The sequence below is a fragment of the Glaciimonas sp. GNP009 genome, from assembly GCF_054343755.1.
Genome location: NZ_JBTGUV010000004.1, coordinates 118,966 through 140,041 on the forward strand (window position 1 = coordinate 118,966; position 21,076 = coordinate 140,041).

The 21,076-nt window shown below is 46.7% G+C and carries 10 protein-coding genes; 5 read left to right on the plus strand and 5 right to left on the minus strand.

Translation table 11 applies throughout. The features are described 5' to 3' along the window. Positions 1-157: 157 nt before the first annotated feature. The 4 genes from ACXX82_RS01665 to ACXX82_RS01680 all read right to left on the minus strand — a co-directional run bounded on the left by ACXX82_RS01665 (position 158) and on the right by ACXX82_RS01680 (position 5,255). On the minus strand, positions 158-1,198 hold the full coding sequence (locus ACXX82_RS01665) for a protein-glutamate methylesterase/protein-glutamine glutaminase (RefSeq protein ID WP_416186888.1): 1,041 nt from the start codon (positions 1,196-1,198) through the stop codon (positions 158-160). A gap of 272 nt (positions 1,199-1,470) precedes the next feature. Next, positions 1,471-2,100 carry a chemoreceptor glutamine deamidase CheD gene (gene cheD / locus ACXX82_RS01670; protein WP_322239421.1) on the minus strand — a complete coding sequence of 210 codons (630 nt, stop codon included), beginning with the start codon at positions 2,098-2,100 and terminating at the stop codon, positions 1,471-1,473. Continuing rightward, complete coding sequence (locus ACXX82_RS01675; RefSeq protein WP_458562258.1) at positions 2,097-2,966, minus strand: CheR family methyltransferase; 870 nt, start codon at positions 2,964-2,966, stop codon at positions 2,097-2,099. The genes cheD and ACXX82_RS01675 overlap by 4 nt, the downstream gene beginning before the upstream one ends. A gap of 531 nt (positions 2,967-3,497) precedes the next feature. Continuing rightward, a complete protein-coding gene (locus ACXX82_RS01680) occupies positions 3,498-5,255 on the minus strand; it encodes a methyl-accepting chemotaxis protein (protein ID WP_322239425.1) in 1,758 nt (585 codons plus the stop codon). A gap of 436 nt (positions 5,256-5,691) precedes the next feature. Between ACXX82_RS01680 and ACXX82_RS01685 the strand changes: the two genes are divergently transcribed. Both ACXX82_RS01685 and ACXX82_RS01690 read left to right on the plus strand, forming a co-directional pair. Next, positions 5,692-6,615 (plus strand): rhodanese-like domain-containing protein, encoded by a 924-nt coding sequence (locus ACXX82_RS01685; protein WP_458562259.1) that lies wholly within the window; start codon positions 5,692-5,694, stop codon positions 6,613-6,615. 89 nt (positions 6,616-6,704) lie between these two features. Continuing rightward, complete coding sequence (locus tag ACXX82_RS01690) at positions 6,705-7,643, plus strand: LysR substrate-binding domain-containing protein (protein ID WP_322239428.1); 939 nt, start codon at positions 6,705-6,707, stop codon at positions 7,641-7,643. Positions 7,644-7,669: 26 nt separating this feature from the next. Here the strand turns inward: ACXX82_RS01690 and ACXX82_RS01695 are convergent, their stop codons facing one another. Next, positions 7,670-8,614, minus strand: coding sequence for a hypothetical protein (locus ACXX82_RS01695; RefSeq protein ID WP_458562260.1), 945 nt, complete (start codon positions 8,612-8,614; stop codon positions 7,670-7,672). 123 nt (positions 8,615-8,737) lie between these two features. On the opposite strand from ACXX82_RS01695, the gene ACXX82_RS01700 reads away from it, so the two are divergent. From ACXX82_RS01700 to ACXX82_RS01710, 3 genes are all read left to right on the plus strand, one after another. Beyond that, complete coding sequence (locus tag ACXX82_RS01700; protein ID WP_458562261.1) at positions 8,738-9,466, plus strand: glutathione S-transferase; 729 nt, start codon at positions 8,738-8,740, stop codon at positions 9,464-9,466. 608 nt (positions 9,467-10,074) lie between these two features. Then, a complete protein-coding gene (locus ACXX82_RS01705) occupies positions 10,075-15,123 on the plus strand; it encodes a hypothetical protein (RefSeq protein WP_458562262.1) in 5,049 nt (1,682 codons plus the stop codon). 787 nt (positions 15,124-15,910) lie between these two features. Next, positions 15,911-20,983 (plus strand): hypothetical protein, encoded by a 5,073-nt coding sequence (locus tag ACXX82_RS01710; protein ID WP_458562263.1) that lies wholly within the window; start codon positions 15,911-15,913, stop codon positions 20,981-20,983. The last annotated feature ends 93 nt before the right edge of the window (positions 20,984-21,076 follow it).

Here is a 21,076-nt window from a genome sequence, read left to right on the forward strand (position 1 = left end):
AGGTAAAAGGTAGGACTAAACACCACTGCTTATCGATCTGGTCTTTGGACTACGAATACCGTGCACATTAGCTTTCAAACAATCGGTATAAATTGGTGTGCCTGGCTTCCGGTAGCCTCTCATTAGTCTTCACTTGCCACTCGTTAACTTCTTTTCTTTAAAAACGACGCGTTCTTTCGCTCAGTACCGTAAAACGGGTGAATACACGCTGACTCATTTCACTCATACTCACCACTTCAGTTGCTGCGCCAATTGCTATCGCTTCGCGTGGCATACCAAACACCACGCAACTGGCTTCGTCTTGCGCAAACGTGTAAGCACCCGCCTGACGCAACCGTAGCAAGCCGGCGGCGCCATCGCGGCCCATACCGGTCAGGATGATGCCAATAGCATTTTTTCCTACGGCTTTGGCAGCTGAATCAAATAAAACGTCGATTGATGGTCTGTGCCGATTGACTGGTGGCTCCTGATCGACCTGAAGTAGGTATTGCGCGCCCATACGCGCTATCGAAAGGTGATAGCCGCCTGGGGCAATGTAGGCATGACCAGGTAAAATTGGTTCGCCGTGAACAGCCTCCTTGACCGTAATTCGACACAATCCATTAAGACGTTGTGCAAAAGATTGCGTAAATCCGGGCGGCATGTGTTGCGCGATCAAAATACCAGGGCACTCCGGTGGCATGGGCTGCAATATCTCCCTAATCGCCTCGGTCCCACCAGTCGAGGCCCCAATGACAATAATTTTTTCTGCATTTAATAACGACACACACGCTAAGGGCGGCGGTGCAACATTGATCTCGTTTTTCTCGCGGCGAACCAACGTGCGCCTGATCTGCAGACGTGCACGTGATGCCGTACGAATTTTATCTGCAACCAGATTGGTGTATTCAACCAGGTCATCAGAGGCACCAAGCCGCGGCTTTGGAACAAAATCGACTGCACCCAACTCCAGCGCACGCAAGGTAGTTTCTGATCCTTGTTCCGTCAGCGAAGAGACCATTACGACCGGCATTGGTCGTAATCGCATAAGTTTTTCCAAAAAATCAAGGCCATCCATACGTGGCATTTGTACATCTAACGTCAACACATCTGGATTTAATAGTTTAATCAGCTCACGCGCAACAAGCGGATCGGGCGCTGTCGCAATCACAGTCATATCCGGCTGACTATTGATGATTTTACTAATCAGACAGCGCATTAAAGCTGAATCATCAACACATATTACTTTTATTTTATTAGCCACTTGTCCCTCGTTTTTTATGGCCGTCTCATTCCGGGTTTATTTCACCGACTACAACAATTCAACTTATTTCCGTCAATTCAGATGTCTTAATACAGGTGTACGATCTGATCATCAAATCGCGGCAAGCAAAGGAAAGCTGGAATCAGCTTCAGTCCGTCAAGATTTAAGCACCGATTAGTCCGCGATACAAACGTGTAGTGAGGATCAAAGAAAGCTTCCCTGCAAAGTTACGGCAAACGCGCTAAAACCTGCACCAGTTCACGCTCCTCTTTTTGCACTTGCACGAAATCATCATGTCGACGTAACTTCAACACCATCACTTTTCCGGTTCTTGGAAAGTAATTCACTCGCCGCGGTAATTGCCCGCGTAAATCCTGCGCTGCTAAACGAATCTGATTCAACTCAAGATAACGCAGCACAAACTCAGCGTTGCGATCCCCTATGTTTAACATCGTCATATTTGCTAATACCGCACCGCCACCGAAAACCTTGGCTTCGAGTCGATCACGACGCGCACCGGCTTTCAACAGCTCGTTCAAAAGCACTTCCATGGCGTACGCGCCATACCGCATGGCATGCATTGATTTCATTCCCTGCAAAGCATTCATTGATACCGCGGCTGTGGCATCCCGCGTATTGGCCCCGCCATCTTCAGGCAGCATGAAATGATTCATACCACCAATACCCGCCATACTATCGTGCACACACGCCGACACGCATGAGCCGAGTACTGTTGTCAGTACCATGTCCTTGTCGGTGACGTAATATTGATTGGGTAACAGCTTCACGGCTTCAATCTGAAATTCGCGATCAAAATAATGATGACTAGCGACCGGCTCCATTTTTGCAGAAATCATGGTCGCACTTTAGGTGTGGTCAGTTCATAGACGGTTTGTCCACGCAATCTAAACGGTTGATTTACATAAGAAAAACTCTCCGAATGTCCAGCAAATAACAGGCCGTGCGGCTTCATTAAAGGCGCAAAACGCTCCAGAATTTTTCCTTGGGTTGGCTTATCGAAATAGATCATTACATTGCGACAAAAAATGGCGTCAAATGGCTCTTTGAGAGCCCAGTTTGGGCTCAAAAGATTCAATTGTTCAAAGCGGACCATAGCGGCAACTTCCGGTCGAATTTTTGCCTTTCCGGTCTGTGCTCCGGAACCTTTTAAAAAAAATCGCTTCAGCCGCTCCGGTGACAATTTTCTCACCTGTTCGATGCTGTACTCACCGGTTGCAGCCTTATCAAGTACCTGCGTGTCGATATCTGTTGCCAATACCCGGGCGGTGCTAGCCCGATTACCGAGCGCCTCAATAAGCGTCATGGCGATTGAATACGGCTCTTCACCGGTGGAAGCAGCAGAACACCAGACGGTGATCGGCTGGGCGCATTTAAGAGCGTGCGCTGCCAATAACGGAAAGTGATGCGGTTCGCGAAAAAAAGCGGTCAGGTTGGTAGTCAGTGCGTTAGTAAAGGCCTCCCATTCGAGGCTATCCTGATCAGATTCCAGCATCGCCAGATAGGACGCAAATTCGGTAAGTCCCAAAGCGCGCAAGCGCCGCGATAACCGGCTGTAGACCATTTCACACTTTTTTTCGCCCAAGGCTATACCAGCGCGTTGATAGATCATATTTCTTACGCGGGAAAAATCATACTCCGTGAACACAAAGTCGCGCATAACGCTAGTGTTTGAAACTGGTGATATTGGTGAAGAACGCGTCATGGCGTTACCGTCCTGACCATGCGGATACAGAAAAATCGTTCGCTAGCATCCTGCAACGGAAGGTTTTTCGAAAATTTTGGAGTGCACACATCAAATAATTTGCCAGTGATATTAACGATGATGCGAACCATCTAAGAATGACAGCCAACGATGTCAGAAACTGATGGTCATGCTGTGATTTTCTGCAACTATCTGGATATCCCTTCAACACAGTCAACGTTATGTGTACCCGATCAAAATCAATCGATTGGCAAATAGCATTGGCTACCCATTTTTTTCTTTGCGTATTCGACCGAAAAATATTGTTATGCATGTTTTATCTACACGATGATAAATATACATAAATCTGTTGCCATTCAATGGGTCGAAAAACACGTTAAAACAAGGCTTCCTTCCTGCATGTAACAAATACTTGCGCCCGAAAGCTTACTTTGAAGGTCGGACTGATCACCTGCGTACCAGTTTGCAGATCTGATTAACGACCCATACAAAGCAATTTGACAACGTTCACCAAGCAATTCGACGGAATCGTTATTCAGAGCCCGTTGGATGCTTTGATGGCGAATGGGTGTGACTTGTATGGCCTGCGCGACCATGTAACATGCGCGCTGGTGGGGTAATATCGATGACGCGCTTGGCTGCCGGCTGGTTTTTTTCGGTAGTGGTTTGTGATGTATTCAATGATGCATGCAATGAACTATTGAATGATGTCTGACCATGCAAATGTGTCACAACATCATGTCGATCCAACTTAAATGCGCTGACGACGTCAGCCAGAGCAGCAGCTTGATCTTGCAAACTCTCAGCCGCCGCAGCCGCTTCTTCAACCAATGCGGCATTTTGTTGTGTGACCTGATCCATCTGACTAACCGCCTGATTTATCTGATCGATCCCGGCAGTTTGTTCATGACTGGCCGCGCTAATATCACCCATGATGTCAGTGACGCGACGGATGCTAACTACAATGTCGTTCATCGTGGTACCGGCCTGATCAACCAGCTGAGAACCAAGGGTGATTTTGTTGACCGAATCATCAATTAAACCTTTGATCTCTTTGGCAGCACTCGCGGAACGCTGCGCCAAATTTCTGACTTCTGCAGCGACGACGGCGAAACCGCGCCCTTGTTCACCCGCCCTCGCCGCCTCGACCGCGGCATTCAATGCCAGAATATTGGTTTGAAACGCGATCCCATCGATGACGCCGATAATGTCTACAATTTTTTTCGATGACGCATTAATTGAGCCCATCGTCGTCACCACCTGAGTGACGACAGAACCGCCGTGGAGAGCGACTTCCGATGCAGTGACGGCAAGTTGATTAGCCTGGCTTGCATTGTCGGCATTTTGCCTTACGGTTGATGTCAATTGCTCCATCGATGCCGCTGTTTCTTGCAGTGAACTAGCTTGTTGCTCGGTACGCGACGATAGATCCTGATTCCCTGCTGCGATCTGACTCGATGCGGTGGCAATCATATCGGTACCATTGCGTACTTCACCCACTATCTGCTGAAGGCTTGCATTCATATCTTTTAACGCCTGCATGAGTTGCCCGGTTTCGTCCTTCGACCTGACTTCAATATCGGTGGTTAAATCACCATCCGCCACCCGACGCGCAACATCCACTGCAAACTCCAATGGCTGCGCTACCTTGCGCGCAATCCACATCGCCATCCCCATGCCAATGACGATCATCGCGATCAATAGTGCACAAATAGCAAGGCGAGCGTTACGGAAAAGTGTCTCTCCATTTGCGCTAGCTTTTTGGCTGCCAATACTATTCGCCTTTTCCAACTGATCGAGCGAAGCATTTAATCCTTGAAAGGTCGAAAAAGATTCATCACGAATAGCGTTTAGCGCATCTTCTTTTTCGTTTCCTTTCGATAACGCGAAGATCTTATCGTTCTGGGAAAAGAAAGTCTCCATACCGGCTTTAACTTTTTCAAAAGTAATCTTCTCGGCCGCTCCTAGATTCATCGCTCCATAAAAAGATATATTTCTTTTTAGCGCCGCTTTTATTTCTGGCACCTGGACGGAATAGCTTTCCATGCCCTTTTCATCGTAGGACGTGACGTGCTGCAACTCCATTAGACGCAATCTGGACAACTCCGATTTCAGACGCAGAACGGCACGAACACTTGGTAACCAGTTGCTGTTAATTTCGGTGGCTGCGCTATTTACACGCCCCAACTGCAAAATCGAAAAGCCGCCCAGTAATATGGTCAGAATCAGCATCAATGCGAAAGAAAGTACCATCTTCCTTGCAATCTTGAGGTTATTGAACCAAGTCATATTTTTCTTTTCAATTCAAAAGTGTAAGCAACGTATCAGTCGCAGCGGTGTAAAAATGGGTGCAGATGTCAGGATGTTAAATATCAATATGGCACTATTCTAGTTTTCGATCAGTCACGCTTAAAAGATCTTTATATAATCTCTGAAAAGTAGCCGTTACCAAGACCAACAACGCGACTTAAAGGGGTTAACGGCAACATTGAAGATTTATTTAAGCCTTCTACTACTGAATTTTCACAAGAAGATTTGACGAAAGCGATGCACATAAAAACTCATCAGAGAGCACGTAGAACATTTGGCGCGGACTCCATGACAAAAAAACGCATAACAAACCATGCTAAACATGAGCAAGCAGTAAAATAGGGGCTCAATACCAACCATCTCCAGTCAAACCCATGAACACATCACCAAACACAGTCGTTGCACTGGAGATTAAATGTCTTACCTGCTCCAACTGATCGAGCAATACGGTCTGATTATTGTTTTTTTTAATGTCTTACTCTCACAGTTAGGCGTGCCGCTGCCAGCATATCCGACGTTGATCATCACTGGCGCACTAGCCAGCGGTGGTGAATATTCAACTACCATGTTGTTACTCACGGCAGTATTGGCGGCATTAATTGCTGACTATGGCTGGTATCTGACAGGACAACGCTACGGCAGAAAAGTGATGGGAATGTTATGCCGCGTTTCGCTGTCGCCAGATTCCTGCGTACGGCAAACGGAGGCGATTTATGCACGATGGGGTCCGCCCTCATTGCTAATTGCCAAATTTATTCCTGGCTTCGCCTCAATCGCCAGCGCATTGGCCGGTACGATCGGGACCCGTCGCCCAACTTTTCTGCTCTTTGACGGGGCTGGTGCGGCCTTGTGGGCCGGTCTGGCAATTTTCCTTGGTTCGCGCTTTAGCACGACAATCGACCAGTTATTGCTTCTGCTAGAAGAGTTGGGTGAAACCGGTTTAGCGATCATCCTTGCTGGAGTTGCCATTTTTGTCGTGGGGAAATGGTGGCAACGCAAACGTTTTATGAAGTCATTACTGATGGCGCGTATTTCGGTGGCGGAATTAGAACGATTACTGCAGCAAGGTATAAAACCGGCGATTGTTGATGTCAGAACGCCTTTGGCGCAACAGCAGGGTTGGATTCCTGGTGCAGTCATCACCTCATTACAACAGATCAATACCTTCACCCTCGATGCGACGACCGATCAGGAAATCATCGTCTATTGTGCTTGTCCTAATGAAGCATCGGCGGCAGCGGTCGCCAAACAATTGATGCAACGTGGTTATAAAAAGGTACGGCCCCTGACTGGCGGTATCGATGCGTGGGTTGCTGCTGGTTATCCTGTCGAAACCTGACACCGAACTAAGACAACATGGTTGTAGCGCTGGCGGTATTGCGATGAAATACCAAAGGTGTCGAACTATTTTCCCCCACGAAAGTTGGCATGCTTAGATTAAGCCTTGATGCGTTACAAATTTTGGATGCAATTGACAGGCGTGGTTCATTCTCAGCAGCGGGCATTGCCTTACATCGCGTTCCCTCGACAATTTCCTACACAGTCGCCAAACTGGAACAGGACTTAGGCGTACAAGTATTTGAGAGACGTGGACCAAAAGTCACATTAACCTTAGCTGGTGCTGAACTTCTAAAAGAAGGCCGCTATATTTTAAAGGCCGCAGAAGACCTTCAACATCGCGTCAGACGCGTGGCCTCCGGCTGGGAAACTGAACTCACCATCGGGTTGGATTCACTATTTTCAGGCGGAGCGCTGGCAACCGCACTGGTGACTGATATCGCCGCATTCTATGAAGTCGCTGATCATACGCGGCTGCGCATTGCACGAGAATCGCTGGATGGCACGTGGGAAGCACTACTTGATCGTCGTGTCGACCTGCTCATTGCAGCGCCGGGTGAAGGCCCAGCTGGTGGCGGCTACATTGCCGAGCCGATGGGAAGTCTTTCATTCGTCTTTGCCGTCGCGCCAAACCATCCTCTTGCACAAGTAACGCACCCTTTAGGAAAAGCCGACATGCACCCCTATCGCGCCATTACGGTGGCCGATTCTGCCAGAAAAATGGCGGCGCGCACTGTCGGACTTTTGCTGGGACAAAATACCTTAACAGTACCCGATATGCAGAGTAAGTTCGCATTACAAGTTGCCGGGATCGGCTTTGGTTTTTTGCCAGAACCGTGCGCGCGTGCAGCGCTTGCTTCGGGTCAGTTAATCGCCAAAGAAGTGGAAGAACCGAGACAGGATGAACAGTTTTATCTGGCTTGGCGAACCGGTGAGAATGGTGCTGCGCTGGCGTGGTGGGTAGAACGCATGCAGCAACCAGATGTAATGCCGCGCCTAATCAATCGCATGATTCAGGGAATACATTAATCCACATCGAAAACGCAATTGATCTTTTATGACGATGGCTTCTGCTGACGCTGATACTCACTATGCTTGATCTCAAGATAGGTAGCACGATCCATTTCATGTAACTGTTTCGCATATTGTTCGGTAGAAGTAAACCAACTTTGCAGCCGCATTTCACGCTGCGCGGCGGGTGGCGCAGAAAATGCGGAGAGGTAGGAATCAATGGCGAGGTAATAGCGCATCGTATTACGCTCCACCAGGCCACGCACGCCGCCGATATAATCCGGGCTTGCATGCAATTGCTTACTCGTACCATTTTGGATGGTGAACCCGACTTTATCTCGACCGATTGTTGCGAGATAACTTTGCATAGCTAAACGCCCTGCGAAGCTGTAAGCGTATGAATACGTCAGATGCAGAAAAGTTTTACCTTCCTGAAGCGATGCTGCGTCAAGTTGTATATGGTAGTCACTCGTACTAAGGGGACCGTTTTTTGCATGAAGACGCACAGCAAAATAATCTGGTGTCTTCGCAGCTACGCTGTACGAAAATGTGACATCAAAAGCTTGAGAAAGTGGCTTATCGTATTTTGTCCCAACGCTAACCAGCAGCGCGTCGCCACTTTTATCTGCAGAAGCATGACAATATTTGATATTAAGATGCAGCGTTAACACGTCACACCAATGCGACGGATCATTGAGCGCTATATTGACGGTAGAAAATGGGTAATCCACTAATACGTAAATATCACCCGTCAAATGACTGGAAGACTCGGTAGAGTCGAGATATAACGGCCTATTAAACTGGTTATGACTAAGTTGTCCGCGCAAATCGGCATATCTGGCGCGTAGGGTTACGGGTGAAAGCGATTCCACTACTTCTGGCTTGACTATTCCTGCGGCAACAGCGGATCCCGCACCAATTAATAGCATGCAGATAGCTAAACAGCGCAACATCCGCCTTGTTGAATATTTTTTAACTAAAGTATTCATCCTTCTTATATCTTACTGCGTGCAGAATTTATCTGCTGAAATACTGTCACTCAACAGTAGGTTCTAATAACCTACGATTGTTTGACCTTGCCTTGTCCAATATCTTCCGGCTATAGTTAAGGCATGCGTTATAAACTATATTACTGGCCGACGATTCAAGGGCGCGGAGAATTTATTCGACTCGCGTTAGAGCAATCCGGGGCGACCTATACAGACGTAGCACGTCGATCGGAGCGAAGCGGGATGGGCGTGGCGGCGATGCTGCGTTTGATGGAAAATGGCGTCAATCCGTTACCCTCGTTCGCCCCGCCGTTCTTACAATCTGGCGATATATTCATTGGGCAAACTGCAAACATCCTTTTGTTTTTGGGCCCACGTCTACATTTAGTTCCTGAAGATGAAGCAATGCGCCTCTGGGCCCATCAGCTACAACTCACCATCGCCGATCTGGTCACCGAAGTGCACGATACCCATCACCCTGTCGCCAGTGGCCTTTATTACAAAGATCAAAAGCCTGAAGCATTACTGCGCGCAACTGACTTCACTGGTGCAAGGCTACCGAAATTTTTGGATTACTTTGAGTCGATTATCGTCAGCAACCCAAAAAGTGACAAATACTTAATCGGCGACGCGTTATCTTATGTGGACCTGTCAATGTTTCAGATAGTCGCAGGATTGCGATATGCATTTCCAAAAACCATGAAAAGACTTGAACCCGATTATCCCTGTTTGATAGCATTGTACAAATTAGTCGCTTCACAGCCGCGGATAGCACGATACCTGGCCTCATCAAGACGGCTGGCGTTTAACCAGCAAGGGATTTTTCGCCGCTACCCTGAATTGGATAGCTGAGCGCACACGCAGTACCCATCAAGAATAACAGCGTTTAGTACGGCTGAGCGTCCTAATATAACGCGACCACGCCACCACCTAATACCCCACATATGAGAACTAAACTTTCGTTCTAGTCCTAGCGACAGAAGAAAAGCTTAGTGATAATTTAGAGAAACCAACGCAATTAAATAAATACGATACCGTACTTATTTAGTTGCTATTGGTAGCGTCCACAGGGCGAGAATTTGAAAGCTTTAGCGCGTACAAGGCAACAACTAACTTGTCTTACCTTCAATTTATATCCTTAGTTTCAATTTATATCTTTTCTTAACTGTCACCCAGCCATGTTAGACGGCTTCGCATCAATAAATGCACGATTGATAACCAAAAACTATAACCGGAAACATCCCCAGCTAAGTCGGTGTTTCGCAGCATCTTGGTCGCTCGTCGTTACCTGTCAATAACATCATCAAAGGATGCCCATGGGCCCTATCACCTCCCGTCTCACAACGTCACCGCCCCCCGCGAATTCCGCAGCTCACGCGCCGGCTTTAACTGCCGGCGCCCGTTCGACATTTAGCACTCGGGTCACAAACTGCAATGGTGTTGATGCCTCACAACACAAAGTGAAATTGTCGCATCATGCAAAAGCGCCCAGGGAAACCCGCAGACAACGCATTAATACGGAAATTAAAAATGAAAAAATAAATGAAGAAAATGAACAAGTGGAAATGGCCGCACTGCGAGATGGTTACGCGCAATTTTACGGGAATCCTGGCGACGTTTCTTGCCTTGGCTCATGCGCTGCGGAAGGACCTATCAATAAAACAGGATTGGCGCTAGCCATTGTACTGATAGCAAATGCATGTAAACCATCGCTATTATTTTCAGCTTATTGTAAACAGACGGGAACGCGTTTTCCTATCTTACCGACGACCACTGAAGACCTGAAGCTAACGGCGCCCATCAAAAGCCGGAACAATGATACGGCTGCAGTCACACCGTCAAATATACCCACGTTAGCAGACATCGGGAACGGCCTTTTAGAGTGTGGAAAATATGTATATGACAGCCTGCCAGCGCTGCCCAAGGGAGGTATACAGGGCGTCGGCGCAAGTGTTCCTGAACATAACCGGGAAAGATATTGGCACGTAGCTGATCAAGAACCTAAGCCTACTCCTAAAACTTTCTGGGCCGCCCTTACCGCCGATGCTGAGACAACTTCTTTAAATACCTCAGCAGCAATATTTAGCGGTATCAACGCTTATCACCACTGGCTACCGAATGTTCCGCAAGACGAACGATTAAAGGGTCTAGCACTCGAGTACACCCGTAATAATATAGTCGATGTTAAGCAGCTTCTGGTCGCGTTCGCACCTTTAATGCCGCGCGAGTGGGGGAAGGAGGTAACGGTTGATCAATATGAGTACGCGATATTGAAGTATGCGACGCAGCTCCAGCGCGCTCCCGATGGCAGCAGGGTCTGGTTGAGTGACATTGTGCAACCGCAAACGGTTAGGCCGCAGACAGAATTAAAAGAAGCAGCCACGAAGCTATTCTTTAATGCTTTAGCAGAAATAAATGAAACATTGGGCGCTCGAACCTTAAGAGATTTCATACACAGCATTGTAGACTGGGATCTACACGCTAATCCCACCTTGGATAAATTGCCTAAATTGGCTACTCAAATAAGAGGGTTAGTGCTCAGGAGGCTGGCGCTTCCCGGGCTTTCACTGACTGCGACGGAGCGTCACCGATTGGATACGCTGGTAAATTGGTTTACCGAGGCGACATTGGTGGATATGGATCCGTTGCTTAGCGCGGAACTTAACATTCAGCATCCTGACTTTGGCCAGACTTCCTATCATAGTCGTGACGGCACATTAATGAGCATTGGGGCCGGATTCATTCATCAATTTCCAGCAAAAACCAGCCACCCCCTCACGCCCGCCGTTCTGCGTGAGGTGGGCCTGCATAGCTTGATTAATCTTTCTCCTCAAGCATGGCCATCGACTACCGGCGCTGCCCTGATACGCTTTTACAATTCGCTTCCGGCAAATACGCCCGGTGAGCTCTTAAAGAGTCCCGCTGAACGTATGAAAGCCGGACTATCTTCTCTGATGGCGCCTGTACTAACCAAAATTCGGCTCTTGCAGGAAGTCAAAATTAAAGAGAATGCGTTCTTATTATGTGCAGCCGAACGGTTCAATAACGATACATTTCACGAACAGCAGTCCAGGAGTGCGCTAAATGAACTTGAGTTAAGTAAATTTCATTTATACAAATTCGGCATTGAGCATTTGCCACAAACCGATCAAGAAAATCTTATCCGCTCAAGTAGTGAGGGTCGACTAGAAGTATTTGTACCCGAAGTGATTTTATATAAAGCCGAAGACGATAACGCCTCTTATAAAGCCACACTTACTGCAACATCTGGATTTATTGTCGGAACCGGATCCACACACAGCACGGGGTCTTCCGAATATTATTTATTTTCAGAGGAGCGCTCCTGGAGCTCCCCGGTTGTTTCCAGAATTACGAAACAAATAGCGGGCGATGTAACAAGGTACGTGAATGACCATCATGCCACCTTTACCAGCGGCGTCCGGTTCCAGCCGTCCAGCCAGATTAGCTTTGAGACTTCATCTATCTTTACATTTGGAACAAATCCAGATGAAATCGCCATCGCCTTGAGTGGGTTGTACAACTTCCCACCATCGATACATAAAAGATTTATCGATGCGTCAGCGGAGAAACCACCATCGACAACCGTAACCGGAAACCTCCATTCTACAATTTATGCATTCGGAAAATTCCTTATTGGAATGATTCCAGAGGGAAGTTGCGTAATTGCCGTCCTTGACACAGCTGAAATGATCGCACTGCCCGCAAATACCGACGAGGGTCTCGCGGAGCAAGGAATGGCAATAGGGACGGATGCCTTATTTTGTTTCACCGGGATGGTCAGAGCAGAGCAGGCAAGTTATCTGATTCCCTCTGTTCGCCCTCCTTTTAACTTCAGAACTTCAGACGAATTTGCGGAATCCAAGATTACAACGCATCTGGCAAAACAAGCGCCCGAAACCGGCTCAAAAGTGGATCTGAAGCAGGAGAGAAGAAAGCTTGCGGCAAGTACTCATATGGCGATGAAACCAAAGGACTTACAGTTTAGAACTGGGATTTCCGAATTTATTGACACTACACCAGCTAAAATCGTAACGCTCCCTAACAAGATTTCAGTTCGGGGAAACACCCTCAGGGTGCCGCGCAACTTGGCCCCGAAAGGCCTTATACAAAAGTCTGAGGGTGGGCCAATATATATCGTCATGGGGTTAGCTAATTCAGAAAAAAAAGTGAGTTACCTCTGGAATGAGCCAAAACAAATATTGGAATTGCAAACCGATCAATGGTTGAAGTCATATGAACATCTGCTCGATCAAGATCCGCAAGTTTTATCCACATTTATGCGTAAATTTCCCCAACCCTCATCCTCAGCAGATGTAGCCGGCATGTTATACAACAACAAACGTCTCAACAGCGTGCGCCAGATCAAATACCAGAGTTTCTTTGATCATCCGCCTGTGCAGGCAAAGCATGGTATCTACAGCGTAGGAGACCGTGAATATATCAAACTTGAGGGCGGATTCTATTTACTCGAAGAACAATCCGAGCCCAGTGGAGAACGTCGTATTAAGGGAGAGGGTATTTTGGGAAAGGGCATACCGGAAGACTTACGTCTTGATATGAAATATGACGGCGCTAATTGGTACGTAACGAACAATCATTTGATTACACCCATGAGCGAACTTCCCAAGACTATTACTTCTTTTAACGCGGCAATAGAACAGGGGTTTAACCTACCAGAAGGTTGGTCGACATCCACGATGTACGTTGATCATTTTAACCGCGATCAATTTATTTTCAGCTTTCATGATAAGGAAGGCAGAATCCAGTATCGCTCTGGCCCGGACCGAAATGATGCACTCGAAGAACTTACCACTGAAAAATTCGATGAAAAGCAATGCCGAGTGAAACGAGCGCCACCCGTCAGTTTGCAAGCAAGCTGTAGTTCGCCGGCCGCGTATATTTCTCCTCTGCCATCCGAATCCATGCGTAGACAAGCGATCAATGAGCTGGTTGCATTAGACATTGAAACGCGTCCGTTTTATGAACGCCCACTGCTGCGACTTGAAATACTTCGCGATGCTGAAAAAATTCAAAATGTGTTCCACACTAATCCTGAACTGGAACTACACTTTTCCACCATAGCCCTCCTTATCCGTAGAGAAAGATCAACATGGCTGCGCATAATGAGCCAAATGAAGACGTTGCAATGGGGAACTGATACCGTACCGGCAAAAAGTTTATTGCGCCTGTCAAATTTTTGGAAAGGCGTGCAGGACCATTTAAAACGTGCATCGTTTGAAGATTTTGGAGGTCAGGAATCGGCGTTAAACGATATCTGCGAGACGAACCTGAAACTCTGCGAGAGCCAGCGATCCTATATTGAACTGAAAGAGGTTTATCTTAAAAAAGTAGTTACGTTGAATCGGTTAAGTAATGAATACAAAACTGACTTCCTCATACCACAACAAAAAGCCACAACCCGCTTATGGAAAGTGGTTATAGGTCCCGTTTTAACCACAAAGTTTACTAAGGCTGAAGACTGGACATTCGAGATACATGCGAGAGGTATATCGGAAATAAGAAAGGCTTATGGACAAAACTTTGCTGATAATGTCCTATCTGCTTACGCCACCAACCATGAACATGCGGAAAATTTGGTCGACTGGTCGAAAGACGCCCCTGAATCATTCTGGAAGGACGCTTCTGCGTTTTTTCACGTTATCCCTGAAGATATAACGCTAGCTTACAAAAAGGAAATGATTGGAGTACTGTCGAATTTTCGGAATCACGCTGCTCCGGCCAGTGCCGACAATTTACGCATCGTCTCACCGGCAATCAGCCCAGAAGGAGTTCAGTATCGATATAACCTGCAGAACCACGTAAAAGGCGCTCCTCAGGAGTCTTCGCTCTTTGGCAACGAGATTACAGCCTATACGTTTGAAGAGAATTGGGAGGGTGGGCAGCGGGGCGAGGTATTTCTAACGACCTCAGCATTTTTATCACCCATTAATAGCCCCATGACGCTGGAGGAAGTTCTGGGACACGAGTTGGCACACCTGGCAATTCCAGAGGGTCAGCAGGAAATTTATCTCTCTGCAGACCAATCAAAATTCGGCCATTGCTCAGAAGACGGGATGCGTCGGCACGCGGACGCGATACTCGGCTCACCGGCGGCATTTCTGAGTTATATAAAAAATCCACCGGATATGAAACTAGGTTTTCTAACGCATTTCAGGACGGTATTGCCCTCTCGTTTCAAAGAGCATTTTCCCCAGGGCATCAAAGGAGCTATCAATCAGGAACGCTTTGATGGTTTTGTAACAAAATTGTTCGAAGGGCCACCTGATGAAAAAATTAAGGCGTTTATGATGCCCGACATATTTGTATCATGGCTTCAACACATGTTGAAAACACTGCCCACTGGAGACGCTCAACCATCAAATTTTAGACATAAACGCGAGTCCTCACCTAACCCTTTAGATGCTCAAATCCAAAAACTTCTGGTACGTGAATTGTTTGACGCAAGCCGACGCAAAAAAAACACCTGATGTCGCACCCATGGATTTGATGTGTGTTAGCTGTCAGGTCGTTATGCAATATCAAAAATTCATGAAGGCCTATCGACTTTATTTTAACTAAAAAACCGAAATCGCTATTGCTAGTGTTGCGAATATACCTATGCGTTGAGCCCGTTTGTTGTAACTTATATTGATTCAGTACAAGCCTACATGGTTTGTGACATTCGCAGAATCGCTCCACTACATTACGGTTTCGGTACTACTGGCAGTATTCTCTTTGTTCGTTCCAGTTTTCTGTCGCTTGTTGCATATCAGCTCTCTCTTGAGCATAACAAATTAGACTTTCGTTCTCGTCCTAACGACAGATGAAAATGGCAATGATAATTTAGATAAACCACCGCAATTAAACAATGTCGCCTCGTACTTTTTTGAACCACTTTCTTTTGCGTTCAGAAGGACATGAAATTCTTTTTTAGTTGGTATGAGAAGAGACGAACAGCCTACCTCATTTTGATTTTTACCATCTTCACTCAGCTATCACCGAGCAGTTTTAAATGGCATGACCTCACTGAAAGCGCAATTAAATATCCGTGAACATGCGCAGAAAAGTCATTGCTTTACAACCTCTAAGTTGTTCATAGTTACCGGTTATTAACATCATCAAAGGATGCTCATGGGTCTCGTCATCTCCACTCCCTCAACCCCAACCTCTTTTAAGAGCTCCGCAGCTCGACGACAGGGTACTAGCCCAGGCACTCCATCCCAATTCAGTACGCGATTCAAAAGCTGTAACGGTTCTGAAACGTCCCTGCATCGCGTGAATTCACCGCATTCAAAAGCACCTAGACTAAAGCGCAAAGAACGCATTGGGGTGAGAAATAAAGCTGAAAAGATAGCCCAACAACAGGAACAACAAAGAACGGCGGCAATTCGAGAGATGAACACGCCTATATTGCAGGACTCAATCCGCCCACTAATCGGTAAAACAGAATTGGCCCATGCAGTTTTAGGGCTAGTCACTGGAATTAATCCCATGCCAATTTGGTCGGCTTACCGTGATCATCCTGGCATGCACTTTCCTGTGTTGGCGAATACAACTGGACGGACGTATCTGGTGGGACCTATCGAACGCGAAAACACTAGTACTGCGAAGGTCGAACCGTCGCACTTACCGACCTTGAAAGACATCGGAAACAGCCTTTCAGAATCTGACAAGCATATAGACGACCACCTACAAAAGTTACCGGGTTCGCGGAGGTTATTGCAGGTAGCCAAGGATGCGCCTGTCTTTTTGAAGAGTCCATATCGGCCGCCAGATGATGAAGCTAAACAAGAGACATCTGCTTCTTTGATCAGAAGCTCCTCTCCCCCGGCACCGACGGTAACTGCAGCTCCGGGTTCCACTCCTGTTACTACCAGCATCGCAAAATTCTCATCTCCTACAAATCAGGCTTATGCTTCGATAGACAAAGCAGCGATGTTGAGCGGCATAAACGCTTACCAACACTGGCCTACGAACGTCCCGCAAGACGAGCGATTAAAGGGTATCGCATTCCAGCGACATAATGATCATATCTCAAATGTTTATCAGCTTCTGGACGCGTTCGCGCCGTTAATGCCACGTACATGGGGAAACAAGGTATCGGTGGATCAGTATGAGTACGCGATGTTGAAATATGCGATGCAATCCCATCGTTTTTCTGCTGATGGCGGAGGCGCTCGGATTGACCCTGCAGAACCGCAGCCAGCCAAACAGCAGGCAGAACTGCAAAACGACGTCGCGAAGTTATTTTTCAGTGCTTTAGTACAAATAAATGGATCATCTAGCGCGCAAAGCTTAGAGGATTTTGTACACGACCATGTAAGCGCGGAACTAGACACTAATCCTACACTGGATAAATTGTCCAAATTTGCAGTTCGTACCAAAGCGACGGTTCTTCAGCGGCTAGCATTGCCAGCGCTCTCGCTGAGTGGAGCCGATCGTAACCGGTTCAATACACTCACAAGGTGGTTTGCCGAGGCGGTATTAATTGATATTGATCCTTTGTTCAGCACACGACTTAACATTGAGCATGCTGATTTTCGCCATACGCCGTACCACAGCCATGACAGCACATTAATGAGCATCGGGGCGGGATTTATTAATCAATTTCCAGCTAAAACTAGCCAGGTCCTTACGCCCGCAGTTTTACGTGAGGCGGGACTGCATAGTGTGATTGATATGTCTCCTTCGGCATGGCCATCTGCCACTGGACAAGCGCTGATGCGCTCCTACAATTGGCAGACAAAAAATATGTCGGGTGAGCGTTTGGGAACGCCATCTGAACGGATAAAGTTCGCACTTGCGACCTTAATTGCACCTGACATACCAAAGATCCGACTCATGCAGGAAGTCGAAATTAATGAGGAGGAATTCTTATTAAGTGTGAATGATCGGTTTAATGGAGATGCGCTCCACAAACTGCAATCCAAGAATGCGTTAAATAAACTTAAACTCAGCAAATATAATTTATACAATTACGGCCTAGAGCATTTACCTTTATGGGATCGAGAGAACTTAATCGCATCAGGTAAAGCTGCGCAATTAGAAGTGTTTGTGCCGAAAGTAATTTTGTATGAAGCCAAACATGCTGATGTCTCTTATAAAGCCGTGTTTAATGCAACATCAGGCCTCATTATACGAACCGGTTCAATAAACAACGATGCGCCTTCTGACTATTATTTATTTTCCGAAGAGCGCTCCTGGGGATCGCCCGTCGTTTCAAAAATTACGGAACAAATACATCAAGCCGGTAGTGTCAATAAGTATGTGAACGAAAATCATGCCAGCTTTACCAGCGGGGTTCGGTTACATCCATCCAATCACACCACCTTCGAGGCTACATCTACCTTTATCCATGCAGAGAATTTTGACAAAATTGCCAGAGTCGTGAGTGGCTTACAGAGCTTTTCGCCGACAATACATGAAAGGTTTACTGATGCCTCCCCTTCGCAACCACTGTCTCCAACGTTAACTGAAGAAATCTTTCACTCCGAAATTTATGCACTTGGAAAATTTATTATTGGGATGATTCCGGGAGGTAATTGCGTGATCGCCATCATGGATACTGCAGAAATGATCGCACTGCCGGCAAAAACCGAGGATGGTAAAGCCGAGCAAGGATTAGCGGTAGAGATGGATGCGCTATTTTGCTTTACCGGACTGGTTAAAGCTGATCAGGCGCGTTATCTAATACCCTCTGTTCGTACTCCTTTTAACTACAGGTCACCGAACGAATTTGCTGCATCTAAGGCTACAGAGCATCTTTCAAAACAACCTCCCGAAATAAGCCCAAAAGCCGGCTTACCGATAGAACACACGAAACTTGAAATAAGTACACATCTCGCTACCAAACCAGAAGATTTGCACTTCAGAACTGGCATTTCCGAATTTGTCGATACCGCACCAGCAACCGTCAGCGCGCTTCCGAACACGATTTCAGTTAAGGGAAACACGCTCAATATCCCGCATAACCTGTCCCCCAAAGGACTCATACAAAAGATGGCTGGTGGACCGATATATCTGGTCATGGCCTTAGATGGTTCAGAAAAAAAAGTGGGTTACCTCTGGAATGAATCGGAAGAAAAATTGGAATTGCAGACTGAGCAATGGTTTAAAGGATATGGACATCTGGTCGATGAAGATCCGCAAGTTTTTTCCAGGTTCATGAAAAACTTTCCACAACTCTCATCGTCATCGGACGTAGCGGATATGTTGTACAACAACAAAATTCTCAACGCGGTGCGCAAGCTTGAGTACCAGAGTTTCTTTGACCAAGCGCCGGAACGGCCAGAAAGCGGCGTCTATAGCTTAGGAGGCCGTGAATATGTCAAGCTTGAAGACGAATTCTATTTACTGGAAGAGAAATCTGGACCGGGCACGGAACGTCGCGTTATGGGAGAAGGTATTCCAAACGACTTACGCCTTGATATGAAATATGACGGCGAAAACTGGCACGTAACAAATAATCATTTGATTACACCAGTCTCTGAGCTTCCTAAGACTATTACCTCTTTTGATGACGCAATAAAACAGGGGTTTAACTTACCAGAAGGTTGGTCAGCATCGACGATGTACGTTGATAATTTTAATGCCGATCAATTTATTTTCAGCTTTCAAGATGAGAGCGGCAACATCATATATCGCCATGGCCCGAACCAAAAAAATGCATTCGAAGAACTTTCTGCTGAGGCGTTTGAAGAAAAGCGATGCAGAGTGAGGCGAGCGCCACCTGGTACTTTGCAAGCAAGTTGTAGCATGATGGGCTTTAACATCACGCCCTTACCACGAGAGTCGGCACGGACTAAGGCAATCAATCATCTTGTTACGCTGGATATGAAAAACCTTCCTTTTTATGAGCGCTCGCTGCTTCGACTTGAAATGCTACGCGATGCTGAAAAAATTGAAAATGCGTTCCAAAAAATTCCCCAACTCGCACAAGATTTTCTCGCTTTAACCGCTCGCATGGTTAGCAAGCCGAAATTGACCGTGTCTGCCGCCAGCAAGGAGCTACGCACGTTAACATGGGGACGCGGCACTGTGCCAGCAAATAGGCTGCGGGATTTGACGCAGTTTTGGCAAGAAGTACACTTACAGCTAGAGCATGAATCCTCTGATCATTTGGGAGGGGCGGCCACTGCACTGAAAGATGTGTGCAAACTAGGCCTGCAACTCTGCCAGACACAACAGTCTTATGGCGAATTAGCAGACCTTTACGTTGATCAGGTAAAAGAGCTGAACCACTTAAATGATGATTACGAAACCAACTTCATCATGCCGCAACAAAAAATGACATCGCGGCTCTGGAAAACGGTATTTGGTCCCCCTCCAGCCTCAGTACTGACAGAGGCTGGAGGCTGGACATTTGCGGTGCGTGCCAAAGGCTTATCTGAAATAAGTGCTATTTATGGAGCGAAATTTGCCCACGATATTAGTGCTGCATACGCCAATAGCTACTCACTTGCCGGTCAGTTGACAGACTGGGCGAAGAACGACCCACAACCATTCTGGCAGCATGCTTCTGCTTTTTTTCACGTTGCTGAAGAAAGTTTGACAATGGCCTACAAAGATAATTTGGTACGAACAATATCAAAATTTGGCAGTTGCGCCGCTCCCTACAACATCAATAAGCTACGCATTATCTCGCCGTCAATCAGCCCGCAAGGAATACATTACCGATATAACCTGGAAAAACATATAGAAAGCGCACCTCAGGAGGCGTCGCTCTTTGCCAACACGATTTCAGCCTACACTTATGAAGGCGGCCCTGAGCGTGGCGAGCTTTATCTGACAACCACAACATTTTTATCACCAATCAACAACCCCAGTTCGTTGCAGGACACCTTACAACATGAGTTGTCACATTTGGCAATACCGGACGGTCACCAGGAATTTTATCTTACAGCAGACAGATCAAAATATGGGCACTACTCAGAAAACGGTCTGCGTCGGAACGCCGACGCCATACTCAGTTCACAGGCGGCATTTCTGGGATATGCGGGAACTCAACCACAAACAAAGCAGATTTTTTTAGCGCATTTCAAAACGGTATTGCCCGCTACCCTCAAGAATTATTTGCCCGAAGGTATTAAGAACGATCTCACTGATAAACGTTTTCAGGAGTTTGTCAAAAAAGTCTTCGAAGGACCACCCGATGAAAAAATTGCGGCATTTATGATGCCTGATCTATTTATCGCATGGCTTCAACATATGTCAATAGTATTACCTAAAGTAGGTGCTGAAAATACAAAATTGAGACATACGCGCGATGCTTCACCTAACAATATGAATGTCCAGGTCCAAAAATTTCTGGCACGTGAATTGTTTGAGGCGAGCAGTCATAAAAAGTAAAATTGGTATAGATTTCATGGTATTTCTGCCTCATGTGCATGATGTAAGGAAGGTATGCGGTATCAAAAGCACATCGAGGTGAGTTGATATTCG

What these genes read in the sequence shown, in the direction of transcription:
- ACXX82_RS01695 (WP_458562260.1), bottom strand. Translation starts at nt 8,614, where the DNA reads ATGAATACTTTAGTTAAAAAATATTCAACAAGGCGGATGTTGCGCTGT.
- ACXX82_RS01680 (WP_322239425.1), bottom strand. Translation starts at nt 5,255, where the DNA reads ATGACTTGGTTCAATAACCTCAAGATTGCAAGGAAGATGGTACTTTCT.
- ACXX82_RS01685 (WP_458562259.1), top strand. Translation starts at nt 5,692, where the DNA reads ATGTCTTACCTGCTCCAACTGATCGAGCAATACGGTCTGATTATTGTT.
- ACXX82_RS01665 (WP_416186888.1), bottom strand. Translation starts at nt 1,198, where the DNA reads ATGCGCTGTCTGATTAGTAAAATCATCAATAGTCAGCCGGATATGACT.
- ACXX82_RS01690 (WP_322239428.1), top strand. Translation starts at nt 6,705, where the DNA reads ATGCTTAGATTAAGCCTTGATGCGTTACAAATTTTGGATGCAATTGAC.
- cheD (WP_322239421.1), bottom strand. Translation starts at nt 2,100, where the DNA reads ATGATTTCTGCAAAAATGGAGCCGGTCGCTAGTCATCATTATTTTGAT.
- ACXX82_RS01675 (WP_458562258.1), bottom strand. Translation starts at nt 2,966, where the DNA reads ATGACGCGTTCTTCACCAATATCACCAGTTTCAAACACTAGCGTTATG.
- ACXX82_RS01700 (WP_458562261.1), top strand. Translation starts at nt 8,738, where the DNA reads ATGCGTTATAAACTATATTACTGGCCGACGATTCAAGGGCGCGGAGAA.